The sequence below is a fragment of the Paracoccus sp. (in: a-proteobacteria) genome, assembly GCF_046462195.1.
Taxonomy (GTDB): Bacteria; Pseudomonadota; Alphaproteobacteria; order Rhodobacterales; family Rhodobacteraceae; genus Paracoccus.
Genome location: NZ_JBKGUN010000275.1, coordinates 1 through 11,890, shown reverse-complemented (window position 1 = coordinate 11,890; position 11,890 = coordinate 1). Strand labels below are relative to the sequence as shown.

12 protein-coding genes are annotated in these 11,890 nt (G+C 64.0%); 8 read left to right on the top strand and 4 right to left on the bottom strand.

Features of this window, described 5'->3' with window-relative positions; all coding sequences use genetic code 11:
* Nucleotides 1-14 precede the first annotated feature (14 nt).
* Nucleotides 15-1,049, top strand: a complete 1,035-nt coding sequence (locus tag ACLHHB_RS16610) for a 5-(carboxyamino)imidazole ribonucleotide synthase (protein WP_410219393.1) — start codon at nucleotides 15-17, stop codon at nucleotides 1,047-1,049.
* Nucleotides 1,046-1,492: an NUDIX domain-containing protein gene (locus tag ACLHHB_RS16605; RefSeq protein ID WP_410219392.1), complete on the top strand. Its 447-nt coding sequence runs from the start codon at nucleotides 1,046-1,048 to the stop codon at nucleotides 1,490-1,492. Before ACLHHB_RS16610 ends, ACLHHB_RS16605 begins: the two co-directional genes overlap by 4 nt.
* 36 nt (nucleotides 1,493-1,528) lie before the next feature.
* On the opposite strand, the gene purF is transcribed toward ACLHHB_RS16605, so the two are convergent.
* The 3 genes from purF to radA form a co-directional block, all read right to left on the bottom strand.
* Nucleotides 1,529-3,019, bottom strand: coding sequence for an amidophosphoribosyltransferase (gene purF / locus ACLHHB_RS16600; protein WP_410219391.1), 1,491 nt, complete (start codon nucleotides 3,017-3,019; stop codon nucleotides 1,529-1,531).
* A 122-nt stretch (nucleotides 3,020-3,141) separates the two neighbouring features.
* Nucleotides 3,142-3,750 (bottom strand): CvpA family protein, encoded by a 609-nt coding sequence (locus ACLHHB_RS16595; RefSeq protein ID WP_410219390.1) that lies wholly within the window; start codon nucleotides 3,748-3,750, stop codon nucleotides 3,142-3,144.
* 42 nt (nucleotides 3,751-3,792) lie between these two features.
* Nucleotides 3,793-5,157: a DNA repair protein RadA gene (gene radA / locus ACLHHB_RS16590; RefSeq protein ID WP_410219389.1), complete on the bottom strand. Its 1,365-nt coding sequence runs from the start codon at nucleotides 5,155-5,157 to the stop codon at nucleotides 3,793-3,795.
* A 136-nt stretch (nucleotides 5,158-5,293) separates the two neighbouring features.
* On the opposite strand from radA, the gene ACLHHB_RS16585 reads away from it, so the two are divergent.
* From ACLHHB_RS16585 to ACLHHB_RS16570, 4 genes are all read left to right on the top strand, one after another.
* The gene (locus tag ACLHHB_RS16585) at nucleotides 5,294-6,595 is read left to right on the top strand and encodes a lipoprotein-releasing ABC transporter permease subunit (protein WP_410219388.1); all 1,302 of its coding nucleotides are present in this window, start codon (nucleotides 5,294-5,296) and stop codon (nucleotides 6,593-6,595) included.
* Nucleotides 6,588-7,256: an ABC transporter ATP-binding protein gene (locus ACLHHB_RS16580; protein WP_410219387.1), complete on the top strand. Its 669-nt coding sequence runs from the start codon at nucleotides 6,588-6,590 to the stop codon at nucleotides 7,254-7,256. The genes ACLHHB_RS16585 and ACLHHB_RS16580 overlap by 8 nt, the downstream gene beginning before the upstream one ends.
* 61 nt (nucleotides 7,257-7,317) lie before the next feature.
* Nucleotides 7,318-7,725, top strand: coding sequence for a c-type cytochrome (locus ACLHHB_RS16575; protein ID WP_410219386.1), 408 nt, complete (start codon nucleotides 7,318-7,320; stop codon nucleotides 7,723-7,725).
* Between the two features lie 3 nt (nucleotides 7,726-7,728).
* Nucleotides 7,729-8,232, top strand: coding sequence for a phosphatase PAP2 family protein (locus ACLHHB_RS16570; RefSeq protein ID WP_410219385.1), 504 nt, complete (start codon nucleotides 7,729-7,731; stop codon nucleotides 8,230-8,232).
* Nucleotides 8,233-8,629: 397 nt separating this feature from the next.
* On the opposite strand, the gene selD is transcribed toward ACLHHB_RS16570, so the two are convergent.
* Nucleotides 8,630-9,703 (bottom strand): selenide, water dikinase SelD, encoded by a 1,074-nt coding sequence (gene selD, locus ACLHHB_RS16565; RefSeq protein WP_410219384.1) that lies wholly within the window; start codon nucleotides 9,701-9,703, stop codon nucleotides 8,630-8,632.
* A 165-nt stretch (nucleotides 9,704-9,868) separates the two neighbouring features.
* Here selD and tig point away from each other — a divergent pair, with 165 nt between their 5' ends.
* Nucleotides 9,869-11,203, top strand: a complete 1,335-nt coding sequence (tig, locus tag ACLHHB_RS16560) for a trigger factor (RefSeq protein ID WP_410219394.1) — start codon at nucleotides 9,869-9,871, stop codon at nucleotides 11,201-11,203.
* Nucleotides 11,204-11,360: 157 nt separating this feature from the next.
* On the top strand, nucleotides 11,361-11,783 hold the full coding sequence (locus ACLHHB_RS16555; RefSeq protein WP_410219383.1) for a DUF1489 family protein: 423 nt from the start codon (nucleotides 11,361-11,363) through the stop codon (nucleotides 11,781-11,783).
* The last annotated feature ends 107 nt before the right edge of the window (nucleotides 11,784-11,890 follow it).

Genomic DNA, 11,890 nt, shown 5'->3' with positions numbered 1-11,890 from the left:
GGAGGAGCCGGCTGATGACTGAGATCCGCACCATCGGGATTCTGGGAGGGGGGCAGCTGGGCCGCATGCTGTCGGCTGCCGCCAGTCGCCTCGGCCTGCGCTGTCATATTTATGAACCCGGTGCAGCGCCGGCGGGTGACGTGGCATGGCGTGTAACGAATGCATCCTATGAGGATCAGGATGCCCTTCGGGCGTTCGCCGAGAGCGTGGAGGTCATCACCTACGAATTCGAGAACGTCCCTACCTCGGCCTTGGACCTGCTGGAAAGCCTGCGGCCTATCCGGCCCAGCCGGCGCGCCTTGGCAGTCTCACAGGATCGGTTGACCGAGAAGACGTTCCTGAACGAGATCGGTCTGACCACCGCCCCCTTTGCCGACGTCCCCGACGAAGGCGCATTGGAGGCGGCCATTGCACGGATCGGCCGTCCCTCGATCCTCAAGACTCGCCGCATGGGCTATGACGGCAAGGGTCAGGTGCGGATCGGTGACGGTGTTGCCGAATGGACTGGCGCGCCGTCAGTACTGGAAGGTTTCGTCGACTTCACGGCCGAGATCAGCGTCATCATCGCGCGTGGCTTGGATGGTCAGGTCGCCGCCTTTGATCCGGGCCTGAACGTCCATCAGGGCGGCATTCTGCGTACGACGACCGTTCCCTCCGGCCTGCCCGCGCGGGTCACCACGGATGCCGTGCTGATTGCGGCCCGTATCGCCAATGCGCTGGATTATGTCGGTGTTCTGGGGGTGGAGCTGTTCGTCACGCCAGAGGCTCTCGTCGTCAACGAGATCGCACCGCGCGTTCACAATTCGGGCCACTGGACGCAGGCGGGCTGTGTCGTGGATCAGTTCGAGCAACATATCCGGGCTGTGGCCGGGCTGCCTCTGGGCAACGGCAAGCGCCACGCGGACGTGGTCATGGAGAATCTAATCGGCAACGACATGGAACGCGTGCCGCAGCTGCTGGCCAGCCCGCGCACCCAGATACATCTGTATGGCAAGGGCGAGGCACGGGAAGGCCGCAAGATGGGCCATGTGAACCGGATCACCGGGTGAGGCAACAGCGCCCCCGTCTGGCCGTTCGTGCCGCGATCCTGCATCAAGGGCGGGTGCTGGTGGTCAATGCCTATCCGGGGCAGCAATCGGACTTGTGGTGTTTGCCGGGGGGCGGCGTCGAACCCGGACAATCATTGCCGGAAAACCTGATGCGGGAAGTGGCGGAAGAAACCGGACTTTCCATCACGGTCGGCGCGCCCTTTCTGGTCAATGAATTTCATGATCCGGCCACCGGATTTCATCAGGTCGAACTGCACTTCCGGGCCAGCCTAACGGGAGCTGACCTGATCACGCTGACCGATCCGGAAGGGGTCGTAAACCGCGCCAGATGGGTGAACCGTTCCGAGCTGTGCCACTTGCGTCACAAGCCCGACTGCCTTTCGAGAACCATCTGGGGTGGCGCGGACGCGACCTATGACGCGCTGGAGGCGATCATCAGCTGACTGCCCTGTGCGGGACCCGCACAGGGCAAAAGCTGCTTACTCCGCCGCTTGCTTGACAGCAGATTCCGAACCCGCCCGCATGCGGAAGCCGCGCTCCAGTTGATCGAACGGTGCGACTGGATAATCGCCCGAGAAGCAGGCGTCGCAATATTGCGGGGACTTGCTGTTGCGGCCTTGGGCTTCGCCCACGGCACGGTAAAGACCGTCCAGCGACACGAAGGACAGGCTGTTCACCCCGATCCAATCGCGCATTTCTTCGGGCGTCATGTTGGCGGCCAGCAATTTGTCCCGGTCAGGCGTGTCCACGCCATAGAAGCACGGCCAGGCAGTCGGGGGCGAGGCGATGCGGAAATGGACCTCGGCGGCACCCGCATCCAGGATCATGTCCTTGATCTTGCGGCTGGTTGTTCCGCGAACGACACTGTCGTCCACCAGCACCACGCGCTTCCCCGCGATCAGGGCGCGGTTCACGTTCAGTTTCAGGCGGACCCCCATGTTGCGGATCTGCTCGCTGGGTTCGATGAAGGTGCGGCCCATGTACTGGTTGCGGATGATCCCCATCCCATAAGGAATGCCGGATTCCTGCGCGTATCCAATGGCTGCGGGGGTGCCGCTGTCAGGGACCGGACAAACCAGATCAGCCTCGATCGGGGCTTCGCGAGCCAGTTCGACACCGATCTGGCGGCGCGTTTCGTAGACCGAGCGCCCGCCGATGATCGAATCGGGGCGCGAAAAATAGACATGCTCAAAGATGCAGAACCGACCCGTGGACGGACCAAAGGGGCGCGATGACACAACCTCGCCCTTCGAGATGACAACCATCTCGCCCGGCTCGATCTCGCGCAGGAATTCCGCGCCGATGATGTCCAGCGCACAGGTTTCGGAAGCCAGCACAAAGCCATCCTCACCCACCTTGCCCAGAACCAGCGGACGGACCCCCAGAGGGTCGCGAACACCGATCAGCTTGGTCCGGGTCATGGCGATGACGCTGAAGGCGCCTTCGATGCGGCGAAGCGCGTCCTTCATCCGCTCGGGGATGTTGCGCTGGATCGAGCGTGCCATCAGGTGGATGATGCACTCGCTGTCCGAGGACGACTGGAAGATCGACCCCCGCTCGATCAGTTCGCGGCGTAGGGCCGCGGCGTTGGTGATATTGCCGTTATGGGCGATGGCGCAGCCGCCCATGTGAAACTCGCCAAAGAAAGGCTGGACATCGCGAATGGCGGTGTTGGCCTTGGTTCCGGCGGTGGAATAGCGCACATGCCCGATGGCCAGGGGGCCGGGCAGGGTGGCCATCACCTCGGGCTTGGTGAAATTGTCACGGACATATCCAAAGCGATGCGCGCTGTTGAAGCCATGCTCCGGATCATGGGCAACGATTCCGCCTGCTTCCTGCCCGCGATGCTGCAAGGCGTGCAGCCCGAGAGCCACGAAGTTGGAGGCGTCGGCGACGCCGATGGCGCCGAAGATCCCACATTCCTCGTGCAGGCGATCGGAATCGAAGGGATGGGCCAGAAAGGGTTGCATCGGCACGTCCTGATGGCTGAAGCTGTCGGCCGTTATGTAGTGCCGCCAGTCCGCAAAGTCACGCCCCCGCAGGCAGGCGGAGGCGCTTTTTCGTCATATGAATGTCGTTAAGGCAGGCGGTATCAGTTTGCGGCCGGGGCGGCCGGAGGGGTCGTCGTCGGGCTGACCGTGCCGCCGGCAACGGTGCAATCGCGGACCATCTGCTCGTAACGGCCGACGATCCAGCCGGGTGCGTCTGCGGGAATCTGCTGGTCCATCTGGCCGCGCATGCGCTCGAAGACCTGTGCCGAGCGCGAGTTTTCCACCATCGGGACGGTCTGGCTTGTCATCACGCGGTCATAGACGATGAAGGCAATCGCCACCAGCAGGACGCCGCGGGCCACGCCGAACAGGAAACCGATTCCCTGGTCGACACCGCCCAAGGCCGACCGCTGCACCACCGACGAAAACAGCGGCGTGATGATCGAGAAGACCACCAGCGCCAAGGCAAAGACGACCGCAAAGGCGGCAATGGTCGCCAGTTCGCAACTGTCGCCCATGAAGCGGTCGACGACCGGCAGTTGCGCGATCATCGGGCGAACGGTCGGCGCGAAGATGAAGGCCAGCACCGCCGCTGCGACCCAACCCAGGATTGCCAGCGATTCGCGCACGAAACCGCGTGACCAGGCCAGAATGGCCGAAAGGATGATGACCGCTGCCACCACCGCGTCAATGATCGTAAACCCGTCCATGAACCTGTCCCTTGCGCCGGTTATTCTTGCATTTCAGGCGGTTCAGCCGGCGCCGAACAATTCGCCCACAAATCCCGTCAGATCGGTGATGCGTCGCAGCATCATTCCGTTCTGTCCCTCGGCCTTGGAGGCGTCGGGCAAAATCGCTTGTGAGAAACCAAGTTTCTGGGCTTCTTTCAACCGGTTTTCGGCCTGGGCCACCGGTCGAAGGGCGCCTGACAGGCTGATCTCGCCGAAAAGCACGGCCTCGGGGGGCAGGGGATTGTCCTCACGCGCGGACAGAAGGGCGCCTGCGATCGCAAGGTCAGCCGCCGGTTCGACCACTTTCATGCCGCCTGCGACGTTCAGGAAGACATCGAGCCCCGCAAAGGGGATGCCGCAGCGCGCCTCCAGCACCGCAAGGATCGTGCTGACGCGGCCACTGTCGAGACCCACTACGGTGCGGCGCGGAGAAGCCAGGGTCGAAGGCGCCACAAGCGCCTGCACCTCGGTCAGGACGGGACGCGTGCCCTCGATACCTGCGAAGACGGCGCTGCCTGCGATGGGCTGGCCGCGCTCGGACAGGAAGAGGGCGGACGGGTTCGCCACCTCGGCCAGGCCCGCGCCGGTCATCTCGAAGACGCCGATCTCTCCGGACGGGCCGAAGCGGTTCTTGACGGAGCGCAGGATGCGGAACTGGTGGCCGCGCTCGCCTTCGAAGTAAAGAACCGTGTCAACCATGTGCTCGACCACGCGGGGGCCGGCAATCTGGCCTTCCTTGGTGACATGGCCCACCAGGACCACGGCGACCCCCCGCTTCTTGGCAAAGGTCACAAGCTCATGCGCGGCGGCGCGAACCTGGGCCACGCTGCCGGGGGCGGCCTCGACCGTGTCCGACCACAAGGTCTGGATCGAATCAATCACCGCAACATCCGGACGTTCGGCGTCCAGCGTCGTCAGGATGTCGCGAAGGTTCGTTTCGGCCCCCAGGCGCATCGGCGCGTCGGCAAGACCAAGGCGCTGCGCCCGCATCCGGACCTGTGCGCTGGCCTCTTCCCCGGAGAAGTAGATGGCCTGCAGATCGCGGCGCGAGAAGGCAGCCGCCGCCTGCAGCAGCAGCGTCGACTTGCCGATGCCGGGATCGCCGCCGACAAGCAGGGCCGAGCCGGGCACAAGCCCGCCGCCAAGGACGCGGTCGAACTCCTCCATCCCCGACAAACACCGGGGCGGCGGCGGCTCGGAGGTGGAAAGGCCGGACAAGGGCACTTGCCGGCCCTTGGAGGCACCAAGACCGCGGCCCGGTCCCTGCGACAAGGGCGCTTCCTCGACAATGGTGTTCCAGGCGCCGCAAGCATCGCAGCGCCCGGCCCATTTCTTGTGGGCGGCGCCGCAGGCGGTGCAGGTGAAGGCATTCGTGGGTTTGGGCATGACACGGTATGTGGCATCGGCAGGCGGTGGTCGCAAGCTGCATCTTCGCTGCCGGAACAACTCCTCACGCCGATGTCGGGTTGACCCGCCGCCGCACCGGCGGCAGGGTCCACATCGATTTTCAGAGGCTTGAACGATGGCCGGACCCGGACCCTTTTCCCGATACGAATTCCTGATCGCCTGGCGATACCTGCGCGCCCGGCGGGCCGAAGGCGGCGTCAGCGTGATGACCTGGATCAGCCTGATCGGCATCGCCCTCGGCGTGATGGCGCTGATTGCGACACTGGCCGTTCGCGCCGGTTTCCGGACCGAGTTCGTAGACACGATCCTGGGCGCCAATGCCCATACCACCGTCTACATGTCGCCGCAGCGCATCACGAACGAGTTCACCGACGATGTTTACGTCTTGCCGGGCCGCATTGCCGATCACGAGGCGATGGCCGCGCGGCTGGCCGAGGTCCCGGGGGTTACCCGTACTGCAGCGGTGATCAAGGGGCAGGTCATGGCCAGCGCCAATGACAGCTCGAACGTGGCCGAGGTGTTCGGGATCACGCGGAGCGACCTGGAGGCGATGCCGCGGATCGTGGATCCCGAAACCTCGATCGGTGATCTGGACCGTTTTGGCGAGGGGATCGCCATCGGGTCGGGCATCGCGCGTGAACTGGCGGTGGGGGTCGGCGACCGGATCCGGCTGATCGCGCCGGAAGGCGCGCGAACGCCGGTGGGCGTGACACCGCGGGTCAAGGCCTATGAGGTCACCTATGTCTTCAGCGCCGGGCGCTATGACATCGACCGCACGCGCATCTACATGCCGCTGGAGGAGGCGCAGTCCTACTTCAACCGCGAAGGTGTGGCCGACGAGATCGAGGTCTTTGTCGACGACCCCGAGCGGGTCGCCGACTGGACGCTGGCGCTGATGCAGGCGGCGGGCGAAGGGGCGCAGGTCTGGAGCTGGCGCGACAGTTCCGGCTCGTTCCTGGCGGCGCTGGACATGGAGGACGACGTGATGTTCGTGATCCTGTCGGTGCTGGTGCTGATCGCCTCGATGAACATCACCAGCGGTCTGATCATGCTGGTCAAGAACAAGGGGCGCGACATCGGCATCCTTCGCACGATGGGATTGACCGAGGGCGCGGTGCTGCGCGTGTTCTTCCTTTGCGGCGCCTTTACCGGCGTGATCGGCACGCTGGCGGGTGTGGCCCTGGGGGTACTGCTGGCGCTGAACGTGGACAACATCATGGCGGCATTGAACGCGCTGACCGGCGGCGGGGCTTGGCAGCCCGAGGTGCGCGGCATCTATCGCCTGCCGGCCGACCTGCGGGCCTGGGACATCTTCCGCGCCGTCGCGCTGTCGCTGACCTTGTCCTTTGTCGTGACGATCTTTCCGGCGCGCCGGGCCGCGCGCATGAACCCGGTGGAGGCTCTGCGCTATGAATGACGTGTTGCGGCTGGAAGGCGTCGGCAAAACGTATGCCAAGGGTGGGCCGTCCCCCGTGACGGTGCTGTCGGGACTGGACCTGAACGTCACGCGCGGCGAGGTCGTGGCACTGGTCGCGCCTTCGGGAGCCGGCAAGTCGACGCTGCTGCACATTGCGGGGTTGCTGGACACGCCCGACACTGGACGGGTCATGCTGAACGGGCGCGACATGACGGGCCTGCCGGATCGCGCGCGAACCGAGGCGCGGCGGCGCGAACTGGGCTTCGTGTATCAGTTCCATCACCTGCTGCCCGAGTTCAGCGCCGCCGAGAACATCGTCCTGCCGCAGCTGGCCGACGGTATCGCCGCACACAAGGCGCAGGCGCGCGCAGCCGACCTTTTGTCCCGGGTCGGCCTGTCGCACCGTGCCAATCACCGACCGGCGCAGATGTCGGGAGGCGAACAGCAGAGGGTGGCCTTTTGCCGTGCTCTGGCCAATACGCCCTCGCTGCTGCTGGCGGACGAGCCGACGGGGAACCTTGATCCCGAAACCTCCGACAGGGTCTTTGACGTGCTGATGGCACTGGTGCGCGACACGGGACTGTCGGCGCTGATCGCCACCCATAATCATGCCTTGGCGGCACGAATGGACCGGGTGATCCGGCTGACGGGCGCGGTCTGAGCGTTGCACATGCCTGACCCGCGGTGCATTCTGGCGGTAAAAGCAGATAAAGGGGACGCTGATGAGGGCGATGTTGATGGCGGGAATGGCCGGTCTCGGACTGGCCGGTCTGGTGGCGGCCTGTGCCCCCGAGGCCGGGCCAACAGGCGCTGCGCGGGACTATGCCGATTATTGCGCCTCGTGCCATGGGCCCTCGGGGCGCGGCAACGGCCCTGCGGCGGTGGGGATGCAGCCCGCGCCGACAGATCTGACGTCGCTTGCGTCACAAAATGGCGGCGTCTTTCCCAAGACGCGCGTGATGGGCCAGCTTGTCGGCTACACGATGGGCCGCAGCGAGTCGCACATGCCGATCTTTGAAGCGCTGCGCGAGGGCCCGGTTGTCATGTATGACGACGGATCTGGGCAGCGCGTGGCGACACCGGCGCGACTGGTGGCACTGGCGGATTACCTTCAAACCTTGCAGAAATAGACGATGCGCAAGCTGATGCTGGCGGCAGCGCTTGCCGGCGGGACAGGCGGGCCTGCATTGGCAGACCCGCTGGAGGAGTTCGGCACGGCAATGAAATACGGGTTGCCGCTGGCGGCCGCTGTTTGTGCCGCCGATCAGGACCGGCTCGAGGATTTTGCCTTGCGTGGCGCCGTTCAGGCCGTGGTGGTGCTGGGCCTCAAGAGCCTGTTCGACAACTCTTCTCTCGGGCAGCGGCCGACGGGGCAGGGACGGGGCTTTCCATCCGGGCATTCGGCAGCCGCCGGGTTTGGTGCGGCGGATCTGGCGGGCAAGTGCTGGAAGGATGAGCCGCCCTTGGGGGTGGCCGCCTATGGTGCGGCAGGCCTGACCGCCTATAGCCGCGTCCATGCAGGCGAGCACACGTCCGCGCAGGTGATGTCTGGTGCGGTGATCGGTATCACCCTTGGCGCGGCCAACTTCGGCATTGGAACCGAAGGGGCTGCCTTCAGCTTTGGAATACGGTTTTGAAGGGGCAGGTTGCCCAGCACACAACCGTCCTCAAGGCGGTCTAGTGCGATCAGGCTCTCACTCTGTGAAGACCTGACAAAAGGAGTCGAGGCCGCATTCGGTGGCGTAGAGCGATGTGTTCTGCCTGGCGCCGCAACTCAGGCCTTTTGGGGATGACCTGCCCGACACAACGACCTCGGCACAGTTACAGCCGGGCAAAGAAAGAGTCCTAAGGGAAGTCGCAGGCCGGACGACAATGTTTGGGTGTCATCCCTGAAATCGTGACAACGCCTGCACCAAAAGCATGGATCGTTCTCGGACCGAAGCCTTCGTGCGCACTGCTTACATACCCGCCTGCATGCCGAAACCGCGCCGCATGAGGAACAAATCTCGCGATTTCGGTCATGGGCAAGCGGCTTCAGCGCAGGATCACGCGTGGTGTTGTTGTTTCTGGGCCAACCTTTCCGATGACGGTGGCCTCGTCGAAGCCATGTTGTGCAAAAGCCGCCTTCACATGCTCCAGCGCATCGGGTGCGCAGGCGACCAGAAGACCGCCGCTGGTTTGGGGATCGGTCAACAGCGCACGGGCGTCGTCGGGAAAGCCTTCGGGCAGGGCCACACCCTCGGCATAGCTGGCCCAGTTGCGGCCCGAGGCGCCGGTGACATGGCCGGCCTCGATCATCGCATCGATTCCCCGAAGCTTGGGAACAGCCTGCCAGTCGATCAGCAGATCGCAACCCGAGCCGCGGGCCATTTCAAGCGCATGGCCGCCCAGACCGAAACCGGTCACGTCCGTCATGGCATGAACACCCGGAATAGCGGCGAGGTCGGGGCCTGGGCGATTCAGGCGCGTCGTGACGTCGATCATCTGTCTGTACCCTTCGTCCGACAAGGCCCCTTTCTTCAGGGCGGCCGAAAGAACGCCCACGCCAAGCGGCTTGCCCAGCACCAGCAGGTCGCCAGGCTGCGCGTCTGCATTCCGCTTGAGCAGCTTCGGGTCAATGAGTCCCAAGGCGACGAGACCATAGATCGGTTCGACCGAATCGATGGTATGGCCTCCGGCGATGGGAATGCCCGCCGCCCGGCAGACATCGGCACCCCCATCCAGGATGCGCGCGATCGTGGCATGCGATATGGCGTTGATGGGCATGCCCACGATTGCCAGCGCCAGGATCGGCGTTGCGCCCATTGCGTAAACGTCGCTGATCGCGTTGGTGGCGGCGATGCGACCGAAATCAAAGGGATCGTCCACCACCGGCATGAAGAAGTCGGTTGTGGCCACCAGCGCCTGATGGTCGTTCAACTGATAAACGGCGGCGTCGTCCGACGTTTCGATCCCCACCAGCAGTTCGGGCGGGACGGGCAGGGCGGCACTGCCGCGCAGCAGGCCCGACAGCACGCCCGGCGCAATCTTGCAGCCGCAGCCGCCGCCATGGGCCAGCGATGTCAGGCGAGCTTCGCCTGCCTCGTTCGTTGCAACCTTGAGGGTCATCGCGCTTCTCCTGTCCTTGCGGGGCACAGCATAGCGCAGGGCGCGCGAGATGTTCCAGCGGGCCTTTGCCTCTATCTGCTTGCAGGCCCGTGTCACGGCGACTAGAACGGCTCAAATTTTCAGGCCACCGCTGGATCGGTGGCCCTTCTTGCCATGAGGTCGATGATGCAGGTCAAGGAAACCCGGAACGAAGGTCTGAACCGGGGGTATCAGTTCACGCTGCCCGCAGCCGAGCTGGCCGCCACGGTCGATGCCAAGCTGAAAGAGGCACAGCCCGAAGTCGAGATGAAGGGCTTCCGCAAGGGCAAGGTGCCCATGGCCATGCTGAAAAAGCAGTTCGGCCCGCGCATTTTGGGCGAAGCGATGCAGGACGCCATCGACGGCGCGCTGCGCGACCATCTGGAAAGCTCGGGCGACCGCCCGGCGACCCAGCCCAAGGTCGAGATGGAGAACGGCGAAAGCTGGAAGGAAGGCGACGATGTGGTCGTCAACGTTTCTTATGAAACTCTGCCCGCCATTCCCGAGGTCGACCTGACCACGCTGTCGCTGGAAAAGCTGACCGTGCCGGCCGAAGAGGCTGCCGTGACCGAAGCGCTGGAAAATCTGGCCAAATCCGCACAGGTATTCGATGACCGCGACGCCGATGCCAAGGCCGAGAGCGGTGATCAGATCGTGATCGACTTCAAGGGTTTTGTCGACGGCGAAGCTTTCGAGGGCGGTGAAGCCGAGGATTATCCGCTGGTCCTGGGTTCGAACAGCTTCATCCCCGGCTTCGAGGACCAACTGATCGGCGCAAAGGTCGGTGACGAGCCCAAGGTCTCTGTCAAGTTCCCCGAAGAATACGGCGCGCCGCATCTGGCTGGCAAGGACGCCGTCTTCGAGTGCAAGATCAAATCCGTGAAAGCTCCGAAAGAAGCCGAGATCGACGACGAACTGGCCAAGAAGTTCGGTGCCGATGATCTGGACGGTCTGAAGAAGCAGATCGCCGAGCGTCTGGAGTCCGAATATGCCGGCGCCGCCCGTGCCGTGATGAAGCGCGCGCTGCTGGATCAACTGGACCAGAAGGTGCAGTTCGATCTGCCGGATTCGTTGGTCGAGGCTGAAGCCTCGCAGATCGCGCATCAGTTGTGGCACGAGGAGAACCCCGAGGTCCACGACCACAACCACGGTTCGATCGAGCCGACGGATGAGCACAAGAAGCTGGCCGAGCGCCGGGTTCGTCTGGGACTGCTGCTGGCCGAAATCGGTCAGAAGGCCGAAGTGACTGTGACTGATCAGGAAATGACGCAGGCCGTGATGCGCGCCGCCCGTCAGTATCCGGGGCAGGAGCGTCAGTTCTTTGAGTTCATCCAGCAGAACCAAGGTGCACAGCAGCAGCTGCGCGCGCCGATCTTCGAGGACAAGGTGGTTGATCTGATCGCCGGTCAGGCCCAGGTCGAGGAAAAGACCGTGACCAAGGAAGAGCTGGAAAAAGCCGTCGAGGCGCTTGACGAGCTTTGATTGAAGCTGCTTAGCCAAGTCAGGAAGGCCGCACCGACATGTGCGGCCTTTTCTATTCTCAGGCGTTCCGTTCACTTCTGCCGCAAGGACCGTTGGTCAAGAAGAAGCCACCGCCTTGTCCCTTGAGAAGCGGCCTGTGGCACACTAGGTGCAGCGCATGAAAGCAAATCTCCACATGATGAAGCTGTGTGTCGGTGCCGAAGGTCCTGAGGATCTGATCGCTTGGCAAGCACAGCGTTACGGCAGCGGGCATGCGCGGCACGTCACACGGATGTGGCCCAAACGCGAGGCCGAACTTCTGGAAGGCGGCTCCATCTATTGGGTATTCAAGGGCGTGATGATGGCACGGCAGCGAATCCTGTCCCTGGACGAGGTACGGGGAGAGGATGGTATTCTACGCTGCGGCTTGGTGCTGGATCGCGCGCTGGTCCGCGTGGCCGCCATTCCCCGTCGCCCCTTTCAGGGATGGCGCTATCTGGTGGCAGATGACGCTCCGCCCGACCTTCCCAAGGGGCGGGAAGACGAAGATCCCCTGCCGCCTGCCATCGCCGCCGCCTTGGCCGAAATGGGCCTTCGCTGAGGCTTGACGCTGCGCAAGGCTTGGGATACGCGAACAACTGTGCGGGTGTAGCTCAATGGTAGAGCAGAAGCTTCCCAAGCTTACGACGAGGGTTCGATTCCCTTCAC

What these genes read in the sequence shown, in the direction of transcription:
- ACLHHB_RS16610 (WP_410219393.1), top strand. Translation starts at nt 15, where the DNA reads ATGACTGAGATCCGCACCATCGGGATTCTGGGAGGGGGGCAGCTGGGC.
- purF (WP_410219391.1), bottom strand. Translation starts at nt 3,019, where the DNA reads ATGCAACCCTTTCTGGCCCATCCCTTCGATTCCGATCGCCTGCACGAG.
- ACLHHB_RS16595 (WP_410219390.1), bottom strand. Translation starts at nt 3,750, where the DNA reads ATGGACGGGTTTACGATCATTGACGCGGTGGTGGCAGCGGTCATCATC.
- radA (WP_410219389.1), bottom strand. Translation starts at nt 5,157, where the DNA reads ATGCCCAAACCCACGAATGCCTTCACCTGCACCGCCTGCGGCGCCGCC.
- ACLHHB_RS16585 (WP_410219388.1), top strand. Translation starts at nt 5,294, where the DNA reads ATGGCCGGACCCGGACCCTTTTCCCGATACGAATTCCTGATCGCCTGG.
- ACLHHB_RS16580 (WP_410219387.1), top strand. Translation starts at nt 6,588, where the DNA reads ATGAATGACGTGTTGCGGCTGGAAGGCGTCGGCAAAACGTATGCCAAG.
- ACLHHB_RS16575 (WP_410219386.1), top strand. Translation starts at nt 7,318, where the DNA reads ATGAGGGCGATGTTGATGGCGGGAATGGCCGGTCTCGGACTGGCCGGT.
- ACLHHB_RS16570 (WP_410219385.1), top strand. Translation starts at nt 7,729, where the DNA reads ATGCGCAAGCTGATGCTGGCGGCAGCGCTTGCCGGCGGGACAGGCGGG.
- selD (WP_410219384.1), bottom strand. Translation starts at nt 9,703, where the DNA reads ATGACCCTCAAGGTTGCAACGAACGAGGCAGGCGAAGCTCGCCTGACA.
- tig (WP_410219394.1), top strand. Translation starts at nt 9,869, where the DNA reads ATGCAGGTCAAGGAAACCCGGAACGAAGGTCTGAACCGGGGGTATCAG.
- ACLHHB_RS16555 (WP_410219383.1), top strand. Translation starts at nt 11,361, where the DNA reads ATGAAAGCAAATCTCCACATGATGAAGCTGTGTGTCGGTGCCGAAGGT.